General features: G+C 64.8%; 26 protein-coding genes, 1 tRNA gene and 1 other annotated feature. Of the genes, 20 read left to right on the forward strand and 7 right to left on the reverse strand.

Annotation, left to right across the window (positions count from 1 at the left end):
• The first annotated feature begins 191 nt into the window (after nucleotides 1–191).
• Genes MVC20_RS14485 through hypE form a run of 12 tightly spaced genes read left to right on the forward strand, consistent with a single transcriptional unit; the run spans nucleotide 192 to nucleotide 9162 of the window.
• Nucleotides 192–800, forward strand: a complete 609-nt coding sequence (locus MVC20_RS14485; RefSeq protein ID WP_297542582.1) for a HyaD/HybD family hydrogenase maturation endopeptidase — start codon at nucleotides 192–194, stop codon at nucleotides 798–800.
• Nucleotides 801–803: 3 nt separating this feature from the next.
• A complete protein-coding gene (hypC, locus tag MVC20_RS14490; protein WP_297542585.1) occupies nucleotides 804–1124 on the forward strand; it encodes a HypC/HybG/HupF family hydrogenase formation chaperone in 321 nt (106 codons plus the stop codon).
• Nucleotides 1125–1137: 13 nt separating this feature from the next.
• Nucleotides 1138–1518: a hydrogenase accessory protein gene (locus MVC20_RS14495; RefSeq protein WP_297542587.1), complete on the forward strand. Its 381-nt coding sequence runs from the start codon at nucleotides 1138–1140 to the stop codon at nucleotides 1516–1518.
• A gap of 12 nt (nucleotides 1519–1530) precedes the next feature.
• Nucleotides 1531–2364 (forward strand): hydrogenase expression/formation protein, encoded by an 834-nt coding sequence (locus MVC20_RS14500; RefSeq protein ID WP_297542588.1) that lies wholly within the window; start codon nucleotides 1531–1533, stop codon nucleotides 2362–2364.
• Nucleotides 2361–3137 carry a [NiFe]-hydrogenase assembly chaperone HybE gene (gene hybE / locus MVC20_RS14505; RefSeq protein WP_297542590.1) on the forward strand — a complete coding sequence of 259 codons (777 nt, stop codon included), beginning with the start codon at nucleotides 2361–2363 and terminating at the stop codon, nucleotides 3135–3137. Before MVC20_RS14500 ends, hybE begins: the two co-directional genes overlap by 4 nt.
• A 4-nt stretch (nucleotides 3138–3141) precedes the next feature.
• Nucleotides 3142–3993 carry a hypothetical protein gene (locus tag MVC20_RS14510; protein ID WP_297542592.1) on the forward strand — a complete coding sequence of 284 codons (852 nt, stop codon included), beginning with the start codon at nucleotides 3142–3144 and terminating at the stop codon, nucleotides 3991–3993.
• On the forward strand, nucleotides 3986–4327 hold the full coding sequence (gene hypA / locus MVC20_RS14515) for a hydrogenase maturation nickel metallochaperone HypA (RefSeq protein WP_037269238.1): 342 nt from the start codon (nucleotides 3986–3988) through the stop codon (nucleotides 4325–4327). Before MVC20_RS14510 ends, hypA begins: the two co-directional genes overlap by 8 nt.
• Nucleotides 4327–5166: a hydrogenase nickel incorporation protein HypB gene (hypB, locus tag MVC20_RS14520; protein ID WP_297542595.1), complete on the forward strand. Its 840-nt coding sequence runs from the start codon at nucleotides 4327–4329 to the stop codon at nucleotides 5164–5166. The genes hypA and hypB overlap by 1 nt, the downstream gene beginning before the upstream one ends.
• A 3-nt stretch (nucleotides 5167–5169) precedes the next feature.
• A complete protein-coding gene (locus MVC20_RS14525) occupies nucleotides 5170–6654 on the forward strand; it encodes a sigma-54 dependent transcriptional regulator (RefSeq protein WP_297542597.1) in 1485 nt (494 codons plus the stop codon).
• 3 nt (nucleotides 6655–6657) lie between these two features.
• Nucleotides 6658–6948 carry a HypC/HybG/HupF family hydrogenase formation chaperone gene (gene hypC, locus MVC20_RS14530; RefSeq protein WP_297542599.1) on the forward strand — a complete coding sequence of 97 codons (291 nt, stop codon included), beginning with the start codon at nucleotides 6658–6660 and terminating at the stop codon, nucleotides 6946–6948.
• Entirely contained in the window at nucleotides 6945–8081 is a 1137-nt protein-coding gene (gene hypD / locus MVC20_RS14535; RefSeq protein ID WP_297542601.1) for a hydrogenase formation protein HypD, read from the forward strand. The genes hypC (MVC20_RS14530) and hypD overlap by 4 nt, the downstream gene beginning before the upstream one ends.
• 58 nt (nucleotides 8082–8139) lie before the next feature.
• The gene (gene hypE / locus MVC20_RS14540) at nucleotides 8140–9162 is read left to right on the forward strand and encodes a hydrogenase expression/formation protein HypE (protein ID WP_297542603.1); all 1023 of its coding nucleotides are present in this window, start codon (nucleotides 8140–8142) and stop codon (nucleotides 9160–9162) included.
• A 17-nt stretch (nucleotides 9163–9179) separates the two neighbouring features.
• On the opposite strand, the gene MVC20_RS14545 is transcribed toward hypE, so the two are convergent.
• Nucleotides 9180–9800, reverse strand: coding sequence for an exopolysaccharide biosynthesis protein (locus tag MVC20_RS14545; protein WP_297542606.1), 621 nt, complete (start codon nucleotides 9798–9800; stop codon nucleotides 9180–9182).
• A 201-nt stretch (nucleotides 9801–10001) separates the two neighbouring features.
• Here MVC20_RS14545 and MVC20_RS14550 point away from each other — a divergent pair, with 201 nt between their 5' ends.
• From MVC20_RS14550 to MVC20_RS14565, 4 genes are all read left to right on the forward strand, one after another.
• Complete coding sequence (locus MVC20_RS14550; RefSeq protein WP_297542608.1) at nucleotides 10002–10967, forward strand: calcium/sodium antiporter; 966 nt, start codon at nucleotides 10002–10004, stop codon at nucleotides 10965–10967.
• A gap of 85 nt (nucleotides 10968–11052) precedes the next feature.
• Nucleotides 11053–13569, forward strand: a complete 2517-nt coding sequence (locus tag MVC20_RS14555; RefSeq protein WP_297542610.1) for a cation:proton antiporter — start codon at nucleotides 11053–11055, stop codon at nucleotides 13567–13569.
• 86 nt (nucleotides 13570–13655) lie between these two features.
• Nucleotides 13656–13714: a sequence feature (sul1 is cis-regulatory element that is thought to sense ions involved in sulfur or methionine metabolism; They are found in Alphaproteobacteria), on the forward strand.
• A 62-nt stretch (nucleotides 13715–13776) separates the two neighbouring features.
• On the forward strand, nucleotides 13777–15267 hold the full coding sequence (locus MVC20_RS14560; RefSeq protein ID WP_297542612.1) for a SulP family inorganic anion transporter: 1491 nt from the start codon (nucleotides 13777–13779) through the stop codon (nucleotides 15265–15267).
• Between the two features lie 14 nt (nucleotides 15268–15281).
• Nucleotides 15282–16136: a universal stress protein gene (locus tag MVC20_RS14565; RefSeq protein ID WP_297542613.1), complete on the forward strand. Its 855-nt coding sequence runs from the start codon at nucleotides 15282–15284 to the stop codon at nucleotides 16134–16136.
• Between the two features lie 43 nt (nucleotides 16137–16179).
• Here MVC20_RS14565 and MVC20_RS14570 read toward each other — a convergent pair whose 3' ends face one another.
• Both MVC20_RS14570 and MVC20_RS14575 read right to left on the reverse strand, forming a co-directional pair.
• Nucleotides 16180–16785: an urea carboxylase-associated family protein gene (locus MVC20_RS14570; RefSeq protein WP_297542615.1), complete on the reverse strand. Its 606-nt coding sequence runs from the start codon at nucleotides 16783–16785 to the stop codon at nucleotides 16180–16182.
• Between the two features lie 108 nt (nucleotides 16786–16893).
• Nucleotides 16894–16970, reverse strand: a tRNA-Met gene (locus tag MVC20_RS14575).
• A gap of 91 nt (nucleotides 16971–17061) precedes the next feature.
• Between MVC20_RS14575 and MVC20_RS14580 the strand changes: the two genes are divergently transcribed.
• The gene (locus tag MVC20_RS14580; RefSeq protein ID WP_297542617.1) at nucleotides 17062–18501 is read left to right on the forward strand and encodes an FAD-binding oxidoreductase; all 1440 of its coding nucleotides are present in this window, start codon (nucleotides 17062–17064) and stop codon (nucleotides 18499–18501) included.
• A 1-nt stretch (nucleotide 18502) separates the two neighbouring features.
• On the opposite strand, the gene hemC is transcribed toward MVC20_RS14580, so the two are convergent.
• Nucleotides 18503–19450: a hydroxymethylbilane synthase gene (gene hemC / locus MVC20_RS14585; RefSeq protein WP_297542619.1), complete on the reverse strand. Its 948-nt coding sequence runs from the start codon at nucleotides 19448–19450 to the stop codon at nucleotides 18503–18505.
• A gap of 94 nt (nucleotides 19451–19544) precedes the next feature.
• Between hemC and hemE the strand changes: the two genes are divergently transcribed.
• Nucleotides 19545–20579, forward strand: coding sequence for a uroporphyrinogen decarboxylase (gene hemE, locus MVC20_RS14590; RefSeq protein WP_297542621.1), 1035 nt, complete (start codon nucleotides 19545–19547; stop codon nucleotides 20577–20579).
• Between the two features lie 249 nt (nucleotides 20580–20828).
• Nucleotides 20829–22172 carry a dimethylsulfonioproprionate lyase DddP gene (dddP, locus tag MVC20_RS14595; RefSeq protein ID WP_297542624.1) on the forward strand — a complete coding sequence of 448 codons (1344 nt, stop codon included), beginning with the start codon at nucleotides 20829–20831 and terminating at the stop codon, nucleotides 22170–22172.
• 79 nt (nucleotides 22173–22251) lie between these two features.
• On the opposite strand, the gene MVC20_RS14600 is transcribed toward dddP, so the two are convergent.
• Nucleotides 22252–22470, reverse strand: coding sequence for a hypothetical protein (locus MVC20_RS14600; protein WP_297542626.1), 219 nt, complete (start codon nucleotides 22468–22470; stop codon nucleotides 22252–22254).
• A 319-nt stretch (nucleotides 22471–22789) separates the two neighbouring features.
• On the opposite strand from MVC20_RS14600, the gene MVC20_RS14605 reads away from it, so the two are divergent.
• Nucleotides 22790–24010 (forward strand): bifunctional alpha/beta hydrolase/OsmC family protein, encoded by a 1221-nt coding sequence (locus MVC20_RS14605; RefSeq protein WP_297542628.1) that lies wholly within the window; start codon nucleotides 22790–22792, stop codon nucleotides 24008–24010.
• A gap of 77 nt (nucleotides 24011–24087) precedes the next feature.
• Here MVC20_RS14605 and MVC20_RS14610 read toward each other — a convergent pair whose 3' ends face one another.
• A complete protein-coding gene (locus tag MVC20_RS14610; protein WP_297542630.1) occupies nucleotides 24088–24738 on the reverse strand; it encodes a ChrR family anti-sigma-E factor in 651 nt (216 codons plus the stop codon).
• Nucleotides 24739–24748: 10 nt separating this feature from the next.
• The gene (locus MVC20_RS14615) at nucleotides 24749–25342 is read right to left on the reverse strand and encodes a sigma-70 family RNA polymerase sigma factor (protein WP_297542632.1); all 594 of its coding nucleotides are present in this window, start codon (nucleotides 25340–25342) and stop codon (nucleotides 24749–24751) included.
• Between the last annotated feature and the right edge of the window lie 141 nt (nucleotides 25343–25483).

Genomic DNA, 25483 nt, shown 5'->3' on the forward strand with positions numbered 1-25483 from the left:
CATTTGGATGATTGGTGTTCGATTTGGTATAAATATGGAAAGTCACTTTGCATATTGGCGTGATCCTGGATGCTAATCCTCTGTTTTTAATTCACTTTTTATAAAGCCATCGGGAGCGGATTTTGGTGTTCTTTGGCATGCGGTCGCGGCCATTCTGAGCGCAGGGAAGGCTTTGGCATGGAGGAGGGGTCATGCAACCGAGCGTGCTGATACTGGGCATCGGTAATGTGCTCTGGGCTGATGAGGGGTTTGGCGTGCGCTGTGTCGAGCGGCTGGCGGCGCGCTGGTCCTTTGGGCCGGAGGTGACGGTGCTGGATGGTGGCACGCAGGGGCTTTACCTCTTGCCGTTTCTCGAGGCCGCCGACCGGCTGATCGTGTTCGATGCGGTGGACTACGGCCTGCCCCCCGGCACGATGAAGATCGTCGAGGACGAGGCCGTGCCCGCCTTTATGGGCGCGAAAAAGATGAGCCTGCATCAGACCGGGTTTCAGGACGTGATCGCGACGGCGCAATTGATGGGCTATTGCCCCGAGCACCTGTTGCTGATCGGCTGTCAGCCCGAGGAGTTGGAGGATTACGGCGGCGGGCTGCGCGATGTCGTGGCCGCGCAGATGGATCCCGCCATCGAGGTGGCGCTGGCGCGGCTGCGCGACTGGGGTATCGAGATGCGCCCCGGCATGAGCGATGCCACCTATCTTGCTGATCCCTCGATCCGGCAGGACGCCTATGAAGCGGGTCGTCCGAGTGCCGATGCCGCCTGTCGTGTGGGGGATGCGCGGTTCTTTCCCGGTGAGGGCTGAGCCATGTGTGTGGGCATTCCCATGCAGGTTCTGTCGCTGGACGGGGTCGCCGCGCGCGCCACGGATGGCGAGGGCGAGGCGCTGATTGATCTGACGCTGACAGGGCCGGTGGCGCCCGGCACATGGGTTCTGACCCATCTGGGGGCCGCGCGCGAGGTGCTGGACGAGGCCGAGGCGGTCAAGATCGCCGCCGCTGTGCGCGCGCTCAAATCCATCATGGCGGGGGGCGGTATGGGCGATGCCTTTGCCGATCTCGAGGCACGCGCGCCTGCCCTGCCGTCGCATTTGGAAGCCGCCCGCGTCGCGGGCAAGACAATCGCATGAAAGAGGGAACGCCATGACGCATCCGTTGATTGACCGGCTGAGTGCCGAATTGGGCTGGCCCTGTCTGGAGAGCCACGACGATCTGACCGCCTTTACCGCGCGCGAGGGGGTGCATGTGCTCTTTGTGCCCGGTGATCCCGCGCGCAACCTGGAAAGTGCCGATGTGGCGGTGATCCTGCCCGAATTGCGCATGGCCTTTCAGGGACGGTTCGATTGCGCCGTGGTGGGCGACACCATCGAGGCAGAGGTGCGCGAGGCGACCCGCGTGCTGAAAACGCCGAGCCTGATTTTCTATCGCGCGGGCGAGGTGATCGGCGCACTGCCCAAGGTGCGCGATTGGGATGAATACATGGCCCGGATCACGCAGATCCTGACCCGCAGCAACGCCGCCTGAGGAGGGCATCACATGGTCAGCAATTTTCACCTGCCTCCCACCGGATTTGGCCCCGGATCGCAGCCCTTGGGCGAGGATGGCGCGGCGTTGGAATACATGCCGATGCCGCAGGACATGCGCGCCTATGCCCCGCATCTGCCCGAGGTCGAGGTGGGTGCGCATCTGACGCCGGCGCTCGATCTTTTGGCCGAGATTGCAGGGGCGGCCGAGCTGTGCGGCCGCATGGGCGGCCATCGGCGGTTTGACCTGTCGGGGCTGGATGCCGCCAATCGCGCGCTGATTGCCGAGACGATGGGCGCGGGCGAGGTGGCGATCAAGATCCACGACATTCCGGCGATTGCGGCGCAGGAAAGCGTTTTTGCCGGGGTCTGGGGGCTGAAGGGGGCCGGCGTCGATGCCATCGAGGTCGGGGCGGTGCCCGCGCAGGCGCTGAGCCGCGCCTTTGCGCCGCGCCGGGCCGGGCGAGAGGTGCCGCGCAGCGCACAGGTGGTGAACGCGCCGCCGCTCTTGGTCGAATTGCGGGACAAGTCGGCGCATTTCACGCCGGGGGACGAGGCGCATGTGATCAACCTGACGCTGTTGCCCCATACCGAGGCGGATCTGGAGTGGCTGGAGGCGCAGCTTGGCCAGGGATCGGTCGATATTCTGTCGCGCGGTTATGGCAACTGCCGGATCACCGCGACGGCGCTGGCGCATGTCTGGCGGGTGCGGTTCTACAATTCGATGGATGTGCTCATTCTCGACACGTTCGAGGTGACGGTCATGCCCGAGGTGGCGCTGGCCGCACCCGAGGATCTGGGAGATAGCGGCGCGCGCATTCTCGAAGTGCTGGAGGCCATTCGATGAGCGGGTTCGAGGGGTCGTATCTGGGGGCCAATGACAAGATCAGCCCGCAGGCGATCATGGAATGCAAGATCTGCTGGACGCCCTATGATCCGGCGGAGGGCGATGATACGCGCCAGATCGAGCCCGGCACGCCCTTTGTGGCGCTGCCGGAGGATTGGAAATGCCCCAATTGCGATGCGCCCAAGGAGCAATTTCTGGTGGGCGAGGACCCCGGCAGCGGTGCGCTCGCCGAGGCGGCGATGATCGGAGCCAAGACCCATGCGCTGGTCACGGATTTCACCGAAGTTTGGCATGGCAAGATGCGCGACGTGCCGATTGTCAACAAGCTCTTGCATGTGCAGGCGGTGGGATTCCAGATGCACGAGGGGCGGCCGCTTGGCGTGCTCATCAGCCCGTGGTTCATGAACCTTGTGCAATTGCCCGCCGAGGGCGAGGATTGGTCGGCGCTTGTGCCGGGGGCCAAGGAGGTGATCGGTTTTGCCTCGGGCGAATATGAGTTCATCCATAATGTCCGCGAGATGGTGGGGGGCTACAAGACCTGTTCGCTGTTCTCGCCGATGGGCGAGTTTCGCAACCAGGCGCAGGCGGTCGATGTGGCGCGGGCGGTGATGGTGGCGCTCTTTCAGGACGAACACCGCGCCGAGACCGACCGCGCCGCCGATATTCGCGCGGCACGCGAGGCCGAGATTGCGGCGCTCGAGGTGCCGGCGGCATTACCCGAGGCCCCGACGCGGCGGCAGGTGATTTCCGCCGGTCTGGCGAGCGAGGGCTGAGGCGATGCTGGACCTTGACCGGACCACGAGCGGTTTGCGTGCGGTGCCTGCACCGTCCTTGCCGCTGGCGCGTCTGGTCGAGGGGCGCGGGGTAGAGGAGGTGGCCGACCTGCTGCCGCGTCTTTTCAACCTGTGCCGGGTGGCGCAGACCGTGGCACTGCGGATGGCCTTGGGGTTGGAGGGGATCGAGACCGGCGCGCTGGCGGCCGAGATTGCACGTGAACATGCGTTGAAGCTGAGCGTGGTCTGGCCTGTGCGGTTGGGCCTGCCGGTGCAGCCAGGGCAGGCGGCGCTGGGCGGGGAATTTCCGGACGATGCGGAGGGGTTTGTGCGCTACATGCGCGGCGAGGCCGGGATTGCACCGCTCTTGCGCACGGTGGCGGCGCGGTTTGCACCGGGCGAGGGCGTGAGCAGCGTTCTGCCCGAGGTCACGCCCGCGCGTATCCTGACCCTGACCGCGCAGGAGAATTCCATCGCGGCGCGGCATCTGGCGCATCCGGTGATGCGGCATGTCGAGGGGCGCTATGGGCGGGGGCCGCTCTGGCGGGTGGTGGCGCGGGCGCTGGATCATGCGGCGGCGGTTCGGGGCGATTTGCCCGCGCCGCAGCTGACCCCGGAGGGCGTGGCAATCGTGCCCGCCGCGCGAGGCCTTTATGCGGTGCGGGCCGAGGTCGAGGCAGGCCGGGTGCGGCACCTCTGCCGGGTCACGCCGACGGATCACCTGATGGCTGACGGCGGGATCATGGCGCAGGCGCTTGCCAGCCTGCCACGCGCAAAGCATGCTGAGGCGAGGCTCTTGGTCGATCTGCTCGATCCTTGCGCGCCGGTCACGCTGGAGGGGGCCCACCATGCATGAGATGTCGCTGGTCGAGGGGATGCGCCGGGTGATCGAGGATCAGGCGCGGGCGCATGACTTTGCCCGCGTCAAGGTGCTGCGGGTCGAGATCGGGCGCTTTGCCTGTATCGAGAAACCGGCGTTGGAGTTTGCCTTTGACGTGGTGATGCGCGGCAGCGTCGCGGAAGGGGCGCAATTGGAGATGATCGACCTGGCCGGTCGGGCCATGTGCTACGATTGCGTGGCCGAGGTCGAGATTGCCGAGCGGCTGTCGCCCTGTCCGCTCTGTGGTGGCGGGCGGCTGATGCCGGTGGGGGGCGATGAAATGCGGATCAAGGATATGGAGGTGATCTGATGTGCACGGTTTGCGGATGCGGGACAGGATCGGTCGAGGGGCATCATGGGCATGAGCACCACCACCATCATCACCACCACCCCCACGATCACGGGCACGGCCATGGCCATGGCGATCTGCATTTCGGCCAGGGTCCCGCCGGGGTCGAGGTGGCGGGGATGTCTCAGGCGCGGCTGATCGAGATCGAGACCGACATTCTGGCCAAGAATGACCGCTATGCCGCGGCGAACCGGGCGCGGCTGGCCGAATTGGGCGCGTTTGCGGTCAACCTTGTCTCGTCGCCCGGATCGGGCAAGACCACGCTACTGTGCCGGACCATCGAGGCCCTGGGCGCGCAGCCCCTGGCGGTGATCGAGGGCGATCAGCAGACCGCCAACGATGCCGATCGCATTCGCGCCACCGGCGCGCAGGCGGTGCAGGTCAACACCGGCAAGGGCTGTCATCTGGATGGGCATATGGTGGGCCATGCGATGGAGCATCTCGACATCGCGCCCGCCTCGCTGCTTTTCATCGAGAATGTCGGCAATCTGGTCTGTCCTGCGGCCTTTGATCTGGGCGAGGATTGCAAGGTGGCGATCCTGAGCGTGACCGAAGGCGAGGACAAGCCGTTGAAATATCCCGATATGTTCACCGCCGCTCGGCTGGCGCTGCTGAACAAGGTCGATCTGGCCCCCCATTGCGATGTCGATCTGGACCTCTACGAGGCCAATCTGACCCGCGTCAATCCGGGGCTGGAGGTGATCCGCGTCTCGGCGCGCACCGGCGAAGGGATGGACCGCTGGTTGGGGTGGTTGCAAGGCAGGCTGGCGCAGAAATCCAACCGCGCGGCGGCGGAGTAGAAGATGGCGGTGCTGCCCACCCTCTTGCTGGTCGATGACGAGGCGCATTCGCTCAATGCCATGCGGATGGCGCTGGAGGATGAATTCGACTGCCTGACGGCCAGTGACGCCGAGGAAGCCACACGGTTGATGGCCGAGCATGACGTGCAGGTGATCTTCTGCGATCAGCGCATGCCGGGGCGCTCTGGCGTGGCGTTCCTGACCGAGGTGCGCGACCGCTGGCCCGAGGCGGTACGTATCATCATCACCGGATTTACCGAGACCAATGACATGATCGCCGCGATCAATGAGGCGGGCATCTATCAGTTCGTCACCAAGCCCTGGCATCCCGATCACCTGCTGATGACCGCCAAGAATGCCGCCGACCTTTTTCGCCTGAGCCGCGAGCATGAGCGGATGTCGCTGGAAATGCGCTATCTGGCGCGCAATGTCGAAAGCAAGCTGGAGCAGCAGCGCCGGGCGCTGCGCGAGGGGTTGGGGTTTGAAAAGGTGTTGCGTGCGCCCAATTCGCCGCTCAACGCGGTGATCGCGCAGGCGCGGCAATACGCGAGCTTCGATGTGCCGGTGTTGATCACCGGCGAGGTGGGCACCGGCAAGGCCGCACTGGCGCGGGCGATGCATTACGGCTCTTTGCGGGCGGATCGGCCGTTTCAGGAAATCGACTGCACCGGGGTCGAGGATGATATTCTGGAGCTTGAGCTCTTCGGCGCGCGGCGCGGGGCGATTGCGGGGCTTCAGACCGGCAAGGTGGGGCTCTTGCAGAAGGCGGATCGGGGGACGCTGTTTCTCAATGGTCTGGCTGGGCTGAGCCCGCGGATGCAACTTGCGCTGTTGCGGGTGGCGCGCGAGGGGGCGTTTCGCCCGCTCGGCAGCCATGAGATGAGCCGCGTCGATCTGCGTCTTTTGGGAGGGGCGGATCGTGATTTGCGCGCCGAGGTGGCCGAGGGGCGGTTTCGCGCCGATCTCTATCATGCGCTGGCGCGCACCACGCTTGAGGTGCCGCCGCTGCGCGAGCGGCCGGGGGATTTGGGTATTCTGGCGCAAAGCCTCTTGTTCGAAGCGGCGGCGGCGCATGGCAAGCCGGTGCATGGTCTGTCGGAGGATGCGGTCCGGTTTCTGGCGGGCTATGACTGGCCCGGCAATCTGCGCGAGTTGGAAAACGAGATCACGCGCATGCTGATCTTTTCGCAAGACAGCCTGCTGGGGCCGGAGCTGATTTCGCGGCATATCCTGCAGGCGGCACCGGGAGCGCGGCCTGATCTGGCGCTGGATGCGGTGCTGGCGGGGCGCGGCACGCTCAAGGACCGGGTGGAAGAGGTCGAGGCGCGTATCCTGCGCGAGACCCTGACGCGGCTGAAATGGAACAAGAGCCGCGCGGCGCAGGAGCTGGACCTGAGCCGCGTGGGCCTGCGCGCCAAGATCGAGCGCTACGGGATCGAGGAACCGGGCAAGGTGCCCCAATCCGACCCCCAATCAGAGGAGGAGTGAGCCATGTGTCTGGGTATACCCGGTCAGATCGTTGCGGTGACGGATGCCGCCCGGATGATGGCCATGGCCGAGGTGTCGGGCGTGCGGCGTGCGGTCAATGTGGCCTGTATCGCGCAGGGGCCGCTTGAGGATCTCGTGGGGCACTGGGCGCTCATCCATGTGGGCTTTGCCATGGCGGTGATCGACGAGGACGAGGCCGCCAAGACGCTCGAGGCGCTGCGGGGCCTGGGCGAGGCGCAGGAAACGCTGGAGGCGATGGCGGCGGGCGATGCGGCACTGGAGGGTCAGATATGAAATATGCCGACGAGTTTCGCGATCCCAGGGCTGCGCGCGCGCTGTTGGACAAGATTGCCGATGTGACCGCCGCCATCGGGGCCACGGCGGAAAACCCCAAGCGGATCATGGAGATTTGCGGCGGGCATACCCATGCGATCTTTCGTTACGGTCTGGACAAGCTGGTGCCCGAGGGGCTGGATTTCATCCATGGCCCCGGCTGTCCGGTCTGCGTGCTGCCGATGGCGCGGGTCGATGAATGTGTCGAACTGGCCGAAGACCCGCGCGTGATCTTTACCACCTTTGGCGATGCGATGCGCGTGCCCGGCAGCCGCAAGAGCCTGTTGCAGGCCAAGGCCGATGGCGCGGACATCCGCATGGTCTATTCGCCGCTCGATGCACTGGAAATCGCGCGGCGTAATCCGGAACGCGAGGTCGTGTTCTTTGGCCTGGGGTTCGAGACCACGACCCCCTCGACGGCGCTGTCGATTCAGGCGGCGGCGGCCGAGGGATTGGAGAATTTCAGCGTCTTTTGCAATCACATCACCGTGCCGCCGCCCATCAAGGCGCTGCTTGATGATCCCTACATGCGGCTTGATGGTTTTGTCGGGCCGGGGCATGTGTCGATGGTGATCGGCATCCATCCCTATGATTTCATTGCCCGCGACTATGGCAAGCCGATCGTTGTCGCGGGGTTCGAGCCGCTCGACCTCTTGCAATCCGTGCTGATGGTGCTGGAACAGATCCGCGACGGGCGGGCGGAGGTGGAAAACCAATATGCCCGCGTGGTGCCCGAGCATGGCAATCCGGTAAGCCTTGCGGCGATGGCCGATGTCTACGAGCCGCGCCCCTCGTTCGAGTGGCGGGGGCTGGGCGAGATTGACGCAAGCGGGCTGCGCATCCGCCCCGCCTATGCCGCCTATGACGCGGAGGTGAAATTCGGCGTGGGCTATGGTGCCGCGCGCCGCAACGTGCCCGAGCCCGAGGGATGCGCCTGCGGAGCGGTGATGACGGGACGAATCAAGCCTGTGGCCTGTCCGCAATTCGGGCGCGGGTGCACGCCCGAGATGCCCTTGGGCGCGCTGATGGTCAGTTCGGAAGGGGCCTGTGCCGCCTATTACCAATACGGTGGCGCGCGGGCCGAGGCGGTCTAGGGGGCGCTGCCCCCGCGCCCGCGGCGCTCCCCCGGAGTAGTTATGGAAAGATGAAAACATGAGCTTGAGGGATACGCGGGTCACGCTGGCCCATGGCGGTGGCGGCACGGCGATGCGCGATCTGATCGAAGAGGTGTTCACCTCGGTCTTTGCGCCCGAGATGATGGAAGATCAGGCGCGGCTGATGGCGGCAGGATTGCAGGAGCCGGGCGCGCGGCTGGCCTTCACCACCGACAGTTTCGTGGTCGATCCGGTCGAATTTCCGGGCGGAGACATTGGCACCATCGCGGTGTGCGGCACGGTCAACGATCTGGCGGTGGGGGGCGCGCGGCCCCTCTGGCTGTCGGCGGCGTTCATCATCGAAGAGGGGACCGAAGTGGCGCTCTTGCGGCGGATCGTGGCCTCGATGCAGGCCGAGGCCGAGGCGGCGGGGGTGCGTATCGTGACGGGCGACACCAAGGTGGTGGGGCGCGGCATGGCCGACAAGCTCTTTGTGACCACCGCCGGTGTGGGGGTGATCCCGCCGGGGCGCGATTTGCAGGCGGGCCACATTCGCGCGGGCGACGTGGTGCTGGTCAATGGCGTGCTGGGCGATCACGGCGCGGCAATTCTGGCGGCGCGGGGGGATATGGCGCTCTCGGTGGATCTGGTGTCGGACTGTCAGGGATTGGGCCATCTGATGGAGGCGGTGCTGGCGGCGGCGCCGGGGACACGCGCGGCCCGCGATGCGACGCGGGGCGGGGTGGCCTCGGTGCTCAATGAAATGGCGGCGGCGGCGGGGCTGGCGATCGAAATTGATGAGGCGGCTCTGCCGCTGCGCACGGAAGTGCGGGGAATGTGCGAGATCCTCGGGCTTGATCCGCTCTATCTGGCCAATGAGGGGCGCGTGGTGGTGGTCGTGCCCGAGGCCGAGGCCGAGGCGGCCCTGGCGGCGATGCGCGCGCGCCCCGATGGCACCGGGGCGGTGGCGATTGGCCGCGTGATGCCGGGCCGCGCCGGGCAGGTCACGATGCGCACGCTCTTTGGCGGGACGCGGATTGTGGATATGCTGGTGGGCGAGCAGTTGCCGCGTATCTGCTGAGGCGCGGCGGCGGCATCCTAGTGCAAGAGCGCGTCCGCCCCGGCCGCAACCGACAGAATGATCGTGACGGTCAGCACGACCGACAGCACGCCCAGAAGGAGGCCGACGAAGCTGACAAGCCCGTCGCGTTCCACGATGCCCACCCCCACGGTAAAGAGCGAGACCGCCGGGAACCAGCCGCTGAGCGGCACCGGTAGAAAGAGCGCGAAGGCGATCACGAAGAGCACGAGGCCGAGCGGACGCTCGTTGCGGCGCGCAAAGAGCGTGATGTAGCGGGGCCGGAGAATACGTTCGAGCCGCCGCGTGATGGGACGCAGCCGCAGCACGCCGCGCCGCAGGCGATCCAGATCTATGCGCAGGCCTGACAGCACCCGAGGCAGGCGGACATGCGGATAGCCGAGAAACATCTGGCCGGTCGTGACGAGCAGCGGCAGCGCGGTCAAGAGCGTGGTGCCGGGGGGCAGCGGCAGCAGCGTGACCAGTGAAAACACAACGATGGCCCAGCCGAACGAGGTCTCGCCCAAGGCGGTGAGCAGCGTGCCGAGGGTCAGCGTTCCGGCGCGATGCTGGGCACGCGAGGTCCGCAGGATCGGAAGCGACAGCGACGGTCGTTTCCGCTTGGCCTTTTTGCCTGTCATGCTGCGCCTCTCATAATCCTGCGCGACATATCGGATGCTCTGCGCCTGAATTCAATCGCTGCTTTGTGTCTAGTCGGGAATGATGACGAATAGACATCGACCTGTGTCGCGTCCTCTTATCTTTGCGGGGTCGCGCACCTAGCTCTAGCGATGGTGCGCCCGGGCATGGGCCGGGGCGGTCAGGACAAGGTCTGACTCCAGATGGTGCAGGATGTAACGCTCGTGGCCGCAGGCCTCGTGTTGTTGTTCGTGGGTGGGGAGGCGCTGGTGCGGGGCGCTGTGGCCATGGCCGAGCGGATGGGCGTGTCCAAGCTCTTGATCGGGTTGGTCATCGTGGGCTTTGGCACCTCCACGCCCGAATTGTTGGTGTCAGTCAATGCCGCGCTGGACGGGGCCTCGGAGATCGCCCTTGGCAATGTCGTGGGGTCGAACATCGCCAATATCCTGCTCATCCTCGGTTTGGCGGCGGTGATTGCACCGATCATGGGCTGGGCCCGCACGGCGGTGCGCGAGGCCTTGGTGGCGACGCTGGTCAGTCTTGTGGCCTTTGCACTGGTGCAGGGCGCGGTGATCAGCCGGATGGAAGGGATCGCCATGTTGCTGGTCATGGTCGGCTATCTGGTTTCGAGCTATTGGCTGGAACGGCGTGACCGCACGGCACAAACCTTTCAGCATGAGGCGGAAGCGTTTGAGGGGCTGCCCGCCGCCCGGCCCTGGTTGCCGCCGCTCTTGGCCCTGGGGGGTATTGCGGCGCTGGTGTGTGGTGCCGACCTGCTGGTTGAGGGGGCGGTGAACATCGCGCGCGTCTTTGGCGTGCCCGATGCGGTGATCGGGCTGTCGCTGGTCGCGGTCGGCACATCCTTGCCGGAACTGGCGACCTCTATCGTCGCTGCGATTCGGCGGCAATCCGATGTGGTGCTGGGCAATGTGATCGGCTCGAATATCTTTAACATCCTGGCCATTCTGGGGGTGACGGTGGTGATCCAACCCATCGAGGTCAGCGCGCGGTTCCGCGAGATCGACACGCCGGTGATGCTGGCGGCGGCGCTCTTGCTCCTGGCGTTGCTCTTTGCCACGCGCGGGATTGGCCGGGTCTGGGGGGCCGCGATGCTGGCGATCTATGCGGCCTATATGGTGGTTCTCTTTGCCGGCGGCATGGTCGCCTGAGCCGCGCGCGCATCCCGGCGAAAACCTGCCCCGTGATGGGCAAGCTTCGATTCCCAATTCCTGAAATTCCAGCTATTTCAGGGATATGGATATTGTTCTTGTCACGACGATCATTGCGTCGCTCTTTCTGGTGATTGCGGCCGCCGATCCTTTGGCGGCGCGTCTGCGGCTGCCCTACAGCGTGATCCTCGCCTGTCTGGGGATGCTGATCGGGGTGGGGGCGATCTTTTTCCTGCGCACCGAGTTGACCGATGCGCTCAATCCGGTGGCCGAGGCCATTCTGGGGCTGCCGATCCGGTCGAACGTGTTTCTTTACGTCTTTCTGCCAACGCTGCTCTTTCAGGTCACGCTTGGGGTCAACCCGCGCAGGATGATGGACGACTGGGTGCCAATTCTGGTGTTGGCGGTGGTGGCAGTCGTGGTGGCGACGCTGGCGGTGGGCTATGCCTTGGCCTGGGCCAGTGCGCTGCCTCTGGTGGCCTGCCTGCTGATCGGCGCGATTGTCAGCACGACGGACCCATCGGCGGTGGTGGGGATTTTCCGCTCGATTTCGGCACCGCGCCGGTTGTCGCGGATCATCGAGGGCGAGAGCCTCTTGAATGACGCGGCGGCCATCGCGCTCTTTGGTCTCTTCATGGCGTTCGTGATGTTGGGGGTTCCGGATCCGAGTTTTCAGGACGCCCTCGCGCAGTTTCCGGTGCTGATCGCAGGTGGGGCGGTGGCGGGCTGGCTGATCGCGCGGATCGCCGTGTGGCTGATGGCGCTGATGGCGCGCTACGAGCTGGCGGTGATCTCGGTCTCGGTCGCGTTGCCCTATCTCGCCTATATCGGTGCGGAACAGAGCATCGGGGCCTCGGGTGTGATCGCGGTCGTCGCGGCGGGGCTCACACTGAACCTCACGGGGCCTGCGCGATTGCCGCCGCTGATCTGGACCAACCTGCGCGAGGTCTGGGATTTGCTGGCGCATTGGGCGGGGGCGCTCATCTTTATCCTTGCCGCGCTCCTGATCCCGCGCCTGCTGGAGGAGGTGCGGGCAGGGGATTTCGTGCTGATCCTTGTGGTCATCGCGGCGGCCATCGCGGCGCGGGCGGTGATCCTCTTTGGTCTCATGCCGGTGCTGAGCCTTCTGCGGCTCTCTCCGGTGGTGGAGCGGCCTTATCGTGTGGCGATCCTCTGGGGGGGATTGCGCGGGGCGGTCACGCTGGCGCTTGCCCTTGCCGTGACCGAGAGTTTCCGGGTGCCGGTCGAGGTCAAGCGGCTGGTGGGTATTCTGGCCACCGGCTTCACGCTGTTCACGCTGCTCGTGCAGGGCACGACGCTCAGGTGGGTGATCGGGCGGCTGGGGCTTGATCGGCTCTCGCCACTGGATCAGGCGTTGAGCAATCAGGTGATCGCCGTGGCGCTTCAGACCGTGCGCGCGGATGTGGCGCGCACCGCCGAGAACTATGAGTTGACGCGTGAAACGGTGCGTTCGGAGGCCAAGCGCTTTGCCGAGCGGCTGGACCGGGCGGTCGAGACCGCCGAAGAAGGGGCCGAGATACAGGACCGCGACCGTATCACGCTGGGGCTGATCGCGCTTGCGGGGGCGGAGCGCGATACGATCCTCGCACGGTTTCGCGAACAGGCGATTTCGGCGCGGTTGTCGGAACAGATCCTGACCGAGGCGGATCGTCTGATCGAGGCGACCCGCTCGGGGGGGCGCACCGGCTATCAGCGTGCGGCGCGGCGCAGTCTGCGGTTTGGGCGGGCCTTTCGCTTTGCCGTGCTGCTGAACAATCGGTTGCGGATTTCGCGGCCCCTCGCCTTGATGACGGCAGACCGGTTCGAGGTGCTGTTGTCGCAGCGCCTGATCCTGCGCGATCTGAGCGGGTTCATCGACGGGCGTATCCGGCGCATCCATGGCAAGCGGGTGGCCGACCTCCTGCACGAGTTGCTGGCGCGGCGGCAAGAGGCGGTGGAAACCGCACTTGAGGGGCTGCGCCTGCAATATCCCGGCTATGCCGAGGAACTGGAGCGCCGGTTCATCCGCCGCACCGCGCTGCGGCTGGAAGAGCGCGAATATGGCATGTTGCGTGAGGATGGGCTGATCGGCGCGGAACTGCACGTGGCCTTGATGCAGGATATTGCCACGCGCCGCCTGCGCGAGGAACAACGCCCCAAGCTGGACGTGGCCGTGCAAAAGGCCGAACTGGTGCGGCAATTCCCGCTCTTTGCCGATCTCGACGAGCGCAGTTTGCGGCAACTGACGCGCGCGCTGCGCACGCGCTATGTCAACGAGGGCGATGTGATCCTGCGCAAGGATACGCCCGCGCGGCGCGTGTTCTTTATCGCCTCTGGCGCCGTGGAACTGGCGGTTGCGGGGCAGACATGGCGTTTGGGACGGGGCGAGATGTTTGGCCAGATGGCCATCCTGATGCAGAAACCGCGCCGCACGGCGGCAACGGCAATCTCCTCCTCGACCTTGCTGGTGCTGGACGAGGCGCGGTTTCGGCGATTGCTCAGGCGCAGCGCGGGGTTGCAAGAGGCGGTGCGTCAAAGCGCCAAGGCGCGCGGGGTCAAGACCGACGCCTTCACCATTCCGGAGTTGATCGAACAGGACTGAGACGCCCGCCCCGCACCGGCATGCTGCGTTGCAGCGATAAGGGCTTGGCATCCGGAGACGGGTCCGGTAAAGGCCACGGGTAATCGCATGGACCCCGGGTGCAAGCCCCGGGTGGCTCTTCCGGCCGCTTATCCGCCGGATCATTGAACCCTATCAAGATGCACAATCGGGCCGCGCGTCGGCTGGCCTGATCGGGACGGATTTCACATGATTTCAATAGCTGCCTATCGGGCGCAATGGTTTGGCAATATTCGGGGTGACCTGCTCTCGGGGCTGGTGGTGGCGCTTGCGTTGATCCCCGAGGCGATTGCCTTTTCGATCATCGCGGGCGTGGATCCCAAGGTGGGGCTTTATGCCTCGTTCTCGATTGCCGTGCTCACGGCGATCACCGGCGGGCGGCCCGGCATGATCTCGGCGGCGACGGCGGCGACAGCGGTGCTGATGGTGACGCTGGTCCGGGATTACGGGCTGGAATATCTCTTGGCGGCGACGGTGCTGGCGGGGCTGATCCAGATCGGGATGGGGCTGTTGCGGCTGGGGTTCGTGATGCGCTATGTGTCGAAATCGGTGATGACCGGGTTCGTCAACGCGCTGGCCATTCTGATATTCATGGCGCAATTGCCGGAACTTGATCCAAGGTCGGTGCCGTGGATCACCTATCCGCTGGTCGCGGCGGGACTGGGGATCATTTATCTCTTTCCGCTTGTGACCAAGGCGGTGCCGTCGCCCTTGGTGACAATCATCGTTCTCACGGCGCTCACGCTGGCGCTTGGCCTGGATGTGCGCACGGTGGGCGACATGGGCGCGCTGCCCGACACATTGCCGGTGTTCCTGATCCCCGATATTCCGCTGACGTTTCAAACGCTGATGATCATTCTGCCCTATTCGGTGGCGGTGGCGGTCGTGGGGCTGCTCGAGAGCCTGATGACCCAGAATATCGTCGATGATCTGACCGACACGAAATCCAGCCGGAGCCAAGAGATGATCGGGCAGGGGATCGCCAATAGCGCCACCGGATTCATCGGTGGCATGGCGGGCTGTGCGATGATCGGGCAATCGATCATCAACGTCAAATCGGGTGGGCGCGGGCGGCTGTCGTCCTTTGTGGCCGGTCTGTTCCTGCTGATCCTCGTTGTGGGTCTGGGGGATGTGGTCAGCCTCATTCCGATGGCGGCGCTGGTAGCGATCATGATCATGGTCTCGATCGGCACGTTTTCCTGGTCCTCGATCAAGAACCTGCGCGAGCATCCGCGCTCGTCCTCGATCGTGATGATCGCGACGGTGGTGACGGTGGTCTATACCCACAACCTCGCCATCGGGGTGCTGGTGGGGGTGCTTTTGTCGGGCATCTTCTTTGCCGGCAAGATCGCGCAGTTGTTCCGCATTACGAGCGTGATCTCCAAGGATGGGCGCGAGCGTATTTACCGGGTCGAAGGACAACTGTTCTATGGGTCGGTCGAAGATTTCATGAATGCCTTTGATTTCAGGGAGGCGCTTGAGAAAGTGGTGATCGACGTGAGTGCCGCGCATATCTGGGATATTTCATCTGTGCAGGCGCTCGACATGGCGGTTCTGAAATTCCGCCGCGACGGGGCCGAGGTGGAAATCCGGGGCATGAACGCCGCGTCGGAGACGCTCGTGGACAAGCTGGCGGAACATCACAAGCCAGGGGCCATCGACAAGTTGATGGCGCATTGAGGGAGGAAAGAGACATGGCGGACAAGATCATCGCGCTGGTCGACGGCTCGATCTATTCGGCCTCGGTTTGCGAACATGCGGCGTGGATTGCCGCGCGCACCGGCGCGCCGGTGGAGCTATTGCATGTGTTGGGGAGGCGCGAGGGGGCAGAGACCTCTGATCTCTCGGGGTCGATCCGGCTGGGCGCACGCACGGCGCTGTTGGAAGAGTTGGCAGCGCTCGACGCACAGCGTGCCAAGCTGGTGGCCAACCGGGGGCGGGCCATTCTGGAGGACGCTCTGGCGCTGGTGGAGGCGGCGGGCGTGACGGAAATCAGCGTGCGGCTGCGTCATGGCGATCTCGTGGAGACGGTGGGCGAGGTCGAGAAGGACGCCCGCGTGATCCTGATCGGCAAACGCGGCGAGGCCGCGGATTTTGCCAAGGGGCATCTGGGGTCGAATCTCGAGCGGATCGTGCGTGCCTGTCACAAGCCGGTCGTGGTCGCGGCCCGCGCCTTTCGGCCCATCGAGAAGGTGTTGCTGGCCTATGACGGGGGCATCTCGGCGATGAAGGCGGTGGATCATATCGCGCGCAGCCCGGTCCTTGCCGGGCTCAAGGTGCATGTCGTGACCGTGGGCACGGCCACGGCAGAGGTCAGGAAAGGGCTGGAAGATGCCCGCGCCTTGCTCGCTGCGGCGGGACTCGCGGTCGAGACCGAGGTCATCGCCGGACAGCCGGAAACCGCGCTTGGCAAGCTGGTGGATGAGGCGGGGTTCGACATGGTGGTGATGGGGGCCTATGGCCACAGCCGCATCCGTAGCCTCATCATCGGGTCGACCACGACCGAGATGATACGGTCCTGCAAGGTGCCGGTGGTTCTGCTGCGCTGAATGGGTCTGGCAGGCTGACCCCTGGTCGAGGGGCAACCGGTCGTTAGCGCCCCAAGATCTCGAAATGTGCCTCGGTCGGCACGCAGGCCGCCCCGTTGATCGGCAGGATGTCCTGTGGGCAGGCAGACATGGCCACCACGCAATCCATCACCGCGCGCAGCACGACGTGATCCCCCGGCTTGCTGAGCGGAGTGCCCCAAGAGGTGCGCCCCTCGGCATCGACAGGAATATTCATCCACAGGTTCAGCGGGCTGGGGGTTTCGGGGCTGCGCAGGCCCAATTGGCGCAGGGCGGCGTGCAGGTTGTCGGTGCAGTTGTCATGATATTCGGTGCAGCCCAGAAGCCCGAAGCGATAATCGTCGCAGGCGGCGATCAGCGTGTCGTGGCGGCCCATGGAGCTGTCTTCTTCGAACATGAGGATCGGACGACGCCGGTTGGTGACAAGCGCGTCGCCCGCCGTGGGAAAAATGCGGCCCAAGGTGGGGCGGATATGCTCCATCGACATGAACTCGCTCATGTCATCGGCGCTGAAGGCCCAGGTATCCACCACCTGCGCGCCATGGGTATTGATGATGCGAATAGCCTCTCCGGCGTTCAATCGCGTGGCCTTGCCGCGCCGGGCGGGGATGGTTTGAAGGGTGGGAGACATGCCTGCGCCTTTCCTGAAAGCCTGAGGCAAGCTAGCAGCTTGCGGCCCAATGCCAAGGCCAAATCGCGAGACATCGTCGCGATAGTTGGAACCGTCTCTGAGGAGGATTGGTAGCGGAGGAGGGACTCGAACCCCCGACACGCGGATTATGATTCCGCTGCTCTAACCAACTGAGCTACTCCGCCAAACCGTGCGGCTAGGTAAGACAGCCCGCGCCAAGCGTCAAGGGCGAAAATGCCGGGATTGGCGCTCTTGTGGCGGGCCAAGGTTTGTTTCATGATCCAGGCCATGACCGGTCATAACCCCGCAATTCTCAACGAAATCGCCGCAATCGTCGGTGCCGCGCATGTGGCGTCCGGGGCAGAGGCTGCGCAGTGGTCGCAGGACTGGCCGGGGTTGACCCGGTGGCGGCCATTGGCGGTGGCGCGGCCCAAGACCACGGGTGAGGTGGCGGCGCTGGTGCGGCTGGCCAATGCGCGGCGGCTGCCCATCGTGCCGGTGTCGGGCAATACCAACCTCGTTAAGGGAACGGTGGCGGAGGGGGCGCTGATGCTCTCGCTCGACCGGATGTCGGCCATTCGCGAGATTCGGGCCGATGCGCGGGTGGCTGTGGTTGAGGCCGGGGTGATCCTGGCCACGCTGCATGCGGCGGCGGCGGAACATGACCTGATCTTTCCGCTCAGTTTTGGGGCGCGCGGGTCGGCGATGGTGGGCGGCGTACTCTCGACCAATGCGGGGGGCTCGAACGTGCTGCGCTATGGCAATACGCGCGATCTTTGTCTGGGGCTCGAGGTGGTGACGCCGACAGGCGAGGTGATGAACCTGATGAGTGCGCTGCACAAGAATAATTCGGGCTATGACCTGCGTCACCTGATGATCGGGGCGGAAGGCACGCTCGGGATCATCACGGCGGCGGTGCTCAAGCTCTTTCCGCGCCCGAGAGCCTATGCCACGGCGATGGTGGCGGTGCCGTCGGTCGGGGCCGCTCTGCGGCTGCTCCACCGCCTGCAGGATGAGACCGGGGGCGCGGTGGAGGCATTTGAATATATGCCGCGTTCGTTCCTGACGGCACTGTTGCAGCGATTTCCACAGATGCGACCGCCGTTTGAAAAGTCTTATGATGTCAACGTCTTGGTCGAGCTTGGGGCGCGGGCACCGCGGGATGTGACACCGGATGCCTCAGGTGTGGTGCCAATCTCTGCGCATCTCGAGGCGGTTCTGGCGGGGTTGTACGAGGAGGGGCTGGTTCTCGATGCCATCGTCGCACAGAGCGAGGCGCAGCGGGCGGAAATCTGGGCGCGGCGCGAGGCCTCGGCGCATATCCTGCGCGTGCGCAAGCCGGTGGTCGAGAATGACATCGCGGTGGCGACAGATCGGATGGAAGAGCTGATCGCGCGCATTCAAAGTGTCAGCCAAGCAATTGATCCAGATATAGAAAATACTGGCGTTGCACATCTGGGGGACGGCAATCTGCACTATGTCGGCTGGCCCTCGCGGGAGGATCCGGCGCTGTGCCGGGCGGTGCAAGAGGCGGTGGAACGCGAAGTGATCGCCCTTGGCGGCAGTTTTTCGGCGGAACACGGCATCGGCCTGTCGAAACTGCCCGCGATGGCGGCGCACAAGGACCCCGCCGCCCTTGCGATGATGCGCGCGATCAAGGCGGCGGTGGATCCGAACGGGATATTGAATCCTGGAAAGCTAATTCCCGATCAATGACTTAGCTGCGCCAGTCAAAGAACCCTTCGCCCGCCTGTGCCAGCAGTTTCGCCGCCATGGCGCGACCGAGTTCTGCCCCATCCTCGATCGGGGCGGATTGATCGTCTGTCAGGCTCTCGCTGCCATCAGGGCGCAGGATTTCGCCGCGCAGACGCAAGGTGTTGCCGTTGAGTTCGGCCAGACCGGCAATCGGCGTCTCGCAGGAGCCATCAAGGGCTGCAAGGAAAGCGCGTTCAGAAACAAGGCGTTGGCCGGTTTCCTTGTGGTGAATGGCGGCCAGCATATCGGCGGCGCGATGGTCGTCGGCGCGGCGTTCGATGCCAATCGCCCCTTGGGCCACGGCGGGCAGCATCACGTCGGCCTCGATGGCGCAGGTGGCCACCTCGGATCGGCCAAGGCGGTTGAGACCGGCCATCGCGAGAAAGGTGCACGCGGCCACGCCGTCGGCCAATTTTTTCAATCTTGTCTGGACGTTACCGCGAAACTCGACAACCTCGAGATGCGGATAGGCGACCAGAACCTGGGCCTTGCGCCGCAAGGAGGAGGTGCCGACGAGAGCACCCGCGGGCAAATCCGCCAGAGAGGGCGCGGACGGCGAGACAAATGCGTCGCGGACGTCTTCGCGCGGCAGGTAGGTGTCGAGCAGGAGACCCTCGGGTTGCAGGACAGGCATGTCCTTCATCGAGTGGACGGCGATGTCGATGTCGCCGCTCAAAAGCGCCTGTTCAATCTCGCGGGTAAAGAGCCCCTTGCCGCCGATCTCTTTGAGAGGGCGATCAATGATCTGATCGCCGGTCGTCTTTATGACAACGATTTCAAAGGCTTCTTCGGGCAGATCAAAGGCCGCACCAAGGCGCGCGCGTGTCTCATGGGCCTGGGCAAGCGCCAGAGGCGATCCGCGGGTGCCGATCTTGAGCGGGTGGGACGGGGTGGGTAAATCGCGTGTCATGGCGCAGGTGTAGACGTGACAAAGCGACGTGGCAAGCGCCTGACGCTTGACATCTGGAAGTGTCAAGGCGACCACAGGCAAAACGGAGGAACCGATGCCCGCGCAAAAGACCATTCTGAGAGCCCTCGCCGGGGAAACCCTGCCTACACCACCAATCTGGATGATGCGGCAGGCGGGGCGTTATCTGCCGGAATACCGGGCCACGCGGGAAGAGGCGGGTGATTTCCTTTCCTTGTGTTATAACAGTGACTTGGCGACCGAAGTTACATTGCAGCCGATCCGCAGATACGGGTTTGACGCGGCGATTCTCTTTGCTGATATTCTGCTTTTGCCGCAGGCGCTTGGGGCGGATTTGTGGTTTGTGACGGGGGAAGGGCCGCGGCTCTCGACGATCACCGATCGGGCGGGGCTGGAGAAGCTCAAACCCGTGGAGGAGATTCACGAGACATTGAATCCTGTCTACCAGACCGTGCGCAACCTCGCCGGGGCGCTGCCCAAGGAGACCACGCTGATCGGATTCGCGGGCGCGCCGTGGACGGTGGCGACCTATATGATCGCGGGTCGCGGCACCCCGGATCAGGGGCCGGCACATGCGTTGAAGGCTGAAAACAAAGAGGTTTTCGAGGGGATCATAAAGATCCTGACGGAGGGCACGATCGAGTATCTCTCGGCCCAGATCGCGGCGGGCGCAGAGGTGGTCAAGCTCTTTGACAGTTGGGCCGGATCGCTGAAAGGTGACGATTTCGAAAACTACGCGGTCGCACCGGCCAAGCGGATCATTTCCGAGCTGAAAGCGCGGCATCCGGGGATTCCGGTGATCGCGTTTCCCCGGGAAGCGGGCGACAAGTATATGGGATTCCACGCGAAAACCGGTGCCGATTGTGTGGCGGTCGATGATTCGGTGAGCGCGGAATGGGCGGCGGAGAACGTCCAGAAGGATGGCTGCGTTCAGGGAAATCTCAAGTCTTCCCATATGGTTACGGGGGGAGAGGACCTTGTGCGCGAGACCCGCAAGATCGTCGAGGCCTTCCGCGGCGGCCCGCATATTTTCAACCTTGGCCATGGCATCACGCCCGATGCGGACCCGGACAATGTGCAGCTGATGATCGACACGGTGCGGGGCGGCTGACCTTACAGAACGTAAGGTTTGCACGGGGATTTTGTAAGGTCGCGGGCGGCGCGCCGGTCATTTCCGGCGCGTCAACGGTTTCTTAAGGTGTCTTGGGCAGGATTGGGGCAGGTTTCAGCACAGGAGCAGACCATGCCCATGACCCATCCGCCGCCCGGCGCCCGCGCCAAATGCGACCATAGGCGATGTCGCCACTGAGCGCGCCAAGCCGGGGGGCCGGTCACAGTCTGGATGTCGGAGGACCTGCCGATGAACAGACATTACCGCGACACCCGCAAGATCGATCCAAGCCGGGGCAGCATGCTGGGCGATGGCACGCCCAATGATGCCGACCGGGTGGAGATCGGACCGACGCAACTGGCATATGCCGAATGGGCGGCGGCGGGGCTTGAGCTGCCGGACCTGCCCGCGATGCGGCAATTCCGCTGGGAGAGGCTGACGGCGGCGATTGGGGCGCGGGATTACGCGGGGCTGTTGCTGTTTGATCCGCTCAATATCCGCTATGCGACCGACAGCACGAATATGCAGCTCTGGAACACGCATAACCCGTTCCGTGCCGTGCTGCTGTGCGCCGATGGCTATATGGTGATCTGGGACTACAAGAATTCGCCGTTTCTGTCGCGGTTCAATCCGCTGGTGCGCGAGGCGCGCTCGGGGGCGGACCTGTTCTATTTCGACCGGGGCGACAAGGTGGATGTGGCCGCCGATGTCTTTGCCCGCGATGTGGCCGCGCTCTTGGCGGAGCATTGCCCCGGCAACCGGCGGCTGGCGGTGGACAAGGTCATGCTGCACGGGCTGCGCGCGCTGGAGGCGCAGGGGCTGACGATCATGGAGGGGGAGGAGCTCACGGAGAAGACCCGCGCCATCAAGGGACCGGACGAGATCAAGGCCATGCGTTGCGCGAGTCACGCCTGCGAGGCGGCGGTGGCGGAGATGGAGCGGTTTGCGCGGCAGGCGGTGCCGGGCGGCGGGGTCAGCGAGGATGATATCTGGGCGGTGCTGCATGCCGAGAATATCCGGCGCGGCGGTGAATGGATCGAGACGCGCCTGTTGGCGAGCGGCCCGCGCACGAATCCGTGGTTTCAGGAATGTGGGCCAAGGATCGTGCAGAATAACGAGATCGTGGCCTTTGATACCGATCTGATCGGGAGCTACGGTATTTGCGTCGATATCAGCCGGACCTGGTGGATTGGCGGCGCAGCCCCGCGCCCGGATATGGTGGCGGCGATGCGCCACGCGCGCGAGCATATCGACGCCAATATGGCGATGCTGCGCCCCGGTGTCACGATCCCGGAGTTGATCGCGGGTTGTCATCGGCTGGAGGAAAAGTATCAGGCGCAAAAATACGGCTGCATGATGCATGGCGTGGGGCTGTGTGATGAGTGGCCGCTCGTTGCCTATCCCGATACAGCGGTGGCGGGCGCGTTCGATTATGCGCTGGAGCCGGGAATGGTGCTCTGTGTCGAGGCTCTGGTGAGCGAGGCGGGCAGCGATTTCTCGATCAAGCTGGAGGATCAGGTTCTCATCACCGAAGATGGCTATGAGAACCTGACGCGCTATCCGTTCGATGCGGCGTTGATGGGGGCCGCTTAGGGCGCGTGGCGCTCGATCGAAGCACAGCCGTCCCGGGCCAAGCCCGGGGCGACGTGGTCCTGATCGGATACCACGTGCTCTAACGAGGCTGACCCGCGCCTGTCCAGTGCGAGCGCATGACATTGCCGTGCCAGTCCTCGAGGATCGGGGGCTGGGCGGCCGTTTTTTCGGCGGGTTGGGCGGGGGCCAGAGCCGCGACGGCCAAGGCCGCGACCAGGATGGCGGCGATGGGGGCAAGCGCGGGGGCCTGCGGCGCACGGGCCGGAGCGCTGGCGTTGTGGCAGAGGTCTTGGGGCATGGTCCGATCCTTTCGTTTCCGGAATGACCCAGAGATAGGTGCCGCATATGAATTCGGAAAACAAATTTATGAAGGGGTTTTGATCACGTATCGTGATGGATTCCGGACGTGCCTTGCGGTCTGGCCGGAGGCGCGTCGAGCACCGGGTCGTGCAGGCCGGTGCGGGTCGGTCAAGGACGGGTTGGGGGCGGGTGGCGGAATGGGCCGGGTTCGAGGCAAATGCCACAGAGCCTCACCTTCGCGTGACATCGGGCGGGGCGGGGTGGCGATCCGTGCTGCGACTGCATAGTCTGTGGCCATGCAATACTGAGGATCCGACATGCCCACTGAACGCCTGACATTTTCCGGCCATGGCGGCCATGATCTCGTGGCGCGACTGGACCTGCCTGAGGGGCCGCATCTGGCGACGGCGCTTTTTGCGCATTGTTTCACCTGTTCCAAGGATATTCCGGCCGCGCGGCGGATCGCGGCGCGTCTGGCAGGGGCGGGGATCGCGGTGTTGCGCTTTGATTTCACGGGCTTGGGGCATTCGGGGGGCGAGTTCGAGAACACGTCGTTTTCATCGAATGTCGCGGATCTGGAGCGGGCGGCGGCGGCGCTGGAGGCGCGTGGCATGGCGCCGGGGCTGCTGATCGGGCATAGCCTGGGCGGAGCGGCGGTCCTGGCGACCGCGGGGCAGATCAAATCGGTGCGGGCGGTCGTGACGATCGGTGCGCCCTTCGATCCCGGCCATGTGACGCAGAATTTCGGGGATGCCCTGGCGCGAATCGAGGCGGAGGGCGTGGCCGAGGTCCGGCTCGGGGGGCGGGATATTCGCATCGGGCGCGGCTTTGTCGAGGATGTGCGCGCCGAGGTGCTGGGCCCCAAGATCGCGGGGTTGCACCGGGCGCTCTTGGTGTTGCATGCGCCGCGCGATGCCGTGGTCGGGATCGAGAACGCGTCCGAGATTTTCCGCGCGGCGAAGCATCCCAAGAGCTTTGTCACGCTCGATGGGGCGGATCATCTGATCACCGGCCCGGAGGATGCCGAATATGCCGCGCAGGTGATTGCCGCCTGGGCGCCGCGCTATCTGGACATGCGCGTGCCTGCGCCGCCGCCCGGTGCGCCCGAAGGCGTGGTGCGGGTCAGCGAGGCGGATGCGGACGGGTTCCTGCAGGATGTGAACGCGGGGCCCGCGCATCACGTGCTGGCGGATGAGCCGGTGGCCTATGGCGGCACCGATCGCGGCATGTCGCCTTATGGGTTTCTGGCGGCGGGGCTGGGGGCCTGCACCTCGATGACGATCCGGATGTATGCCCGGCGCAAGGGTTGGGCGCTCGCGCATGTGAGCGTCGATGTGTGCCATGACAAGGTGCATGCGCAGGATGCCGACGCGCGGGGCGAGGCCAAGGTGGATGTCTTTACCCGGGTGATCCGGCTGGAGGGGGATCTTACCGCCATTCAGCGCGAAAAGCTGCGCGAGATTGCGGACAAATGCCCGGTCCATCGCACGCTGGAGAAGTCATCGCGCGTGGAAACGCGGGTCGTTGATATGGAGTGAATCCTGTTTGCCGCCCCCGCGCGCGCCCTGGCTGGAGAACAGGGCGCACACGGGGGCAAGCGCTGAGCGGGGAGCGCTCAGATCCGCAGGAAGGGTTGCGCGAGGCGCGGCATGAGAGAGCGGAAGCGCAGAGGCGCGTCGGTTGCCGCCAGACAGATGCAATCGGCCCCGATCTCGGCCACGGGGGTGTGGTTCAACTCTTCGTTGGCCACCTCGATGTCGCCGGGGCCAAAGCGCGCCACCTCATCGCAAAAGGCCCCTTGCAGCACGAGGGTCAATTCCGTGCCGCGATGGCCGTGGTCGGGCACCGCGGCCCCTGCCGGGATAAAGAGCAGCCGCGCTGTCGCCGCGCGAGAGGTGGGCAGGATCGCCTGTTTCACGCCCATGCCGACGGGCCGCCAGCGCACGGACTCCAGATCGCCGCCCACGTAGTCGCGCAGCGGCGCGGGAAAGAGGCCGGCGCGGCGGACAGGTGTTTCGCGCTGTGGTTTGCCGGCGCGGATGCGCGCCATGGTGGCGGCAAGGCTGTCCTGGGCCAGTTCGACCGTGTCTGCACCGTCGATCATCGCGCCGCCCACGCTGTCAAAGGCCGCTGCCCGCGCGCGGCACTCGTCGCACATCGACAGATGGGTGGCGACCGTGAGGTTGAATGCCTCGGGCAGGCTGCCTGCCGAATAAGCCATCAGGAGGGCGTCGGTCAGGTGGTGGGTGATCTGGTTTCTGGTCATGGTTCGCACTTTACTTCATTGCGTGGCGCAGTCGGTCGAGCGCCAGTCTGATACGGGATTTGATCGTGCCGAGCGGCAGGCCCGTGTCGGCGGCAATCTCGGAATGGCTGAGATCGCCAAAATAGGCCTTTTCGATCAGTTCCCTCTGTTTCGCGGGCAGGGCGGCGATGGCGCGCCCCAGTTGGTCGCTTTCCTGTTGCAGGGCGAGCACGTCGGCCTGGTCGGGTTCCGGGTCCTGGCCCCAGGGTAATTCCTCGGGTTCGGGACGTTTCTGTTTGCGCAGCGCGTCGATCTTGCGATTGCGTGCGATGGTGAAAATCCAGGTGGCGGCAGAGGCGCGGGTGGGATCGAAGAGATGCGACTTTTGCCAGAGGGTCGCCATCACCTCCTGAGTGCATTCCTCGGCCAGTGTCGCATCCGCACCCGAGCGCATCAGAAATGCCTTAACCCGCGGGGCGAAATGGGCGAAGAGCCGGGCAAAGGCAGCCTCATCCCCGTGATCGCGGATCGCCGTGATGCAGGCCACCCAATCGGTATTCTCAGTCTCTCGTCGTGTCGTCACCTGTGCCGGTCCCGCCCTTTTGCCCGTTGTCCCGCGCCTCATAGCACGGGCCACAGGCACCGGCGAGGGGGGTGGGTCAACAAGAAGGGTGGCATCGTTTAACATGGACGAGTTACGCGACGCGGTGCATGGTGGATCACCGGCGGATGAAAAAAACCTGAGGAGCCTACGAAAACAATCTAA

Source organism: Roseovarius sp. (assembly GCF_027019125.1).
GTDB lineage: Bacteria > Pseudomonadota > Alphaproteobacteria > Rhodobacterales > Rhodobacteraceae > Roseovarius.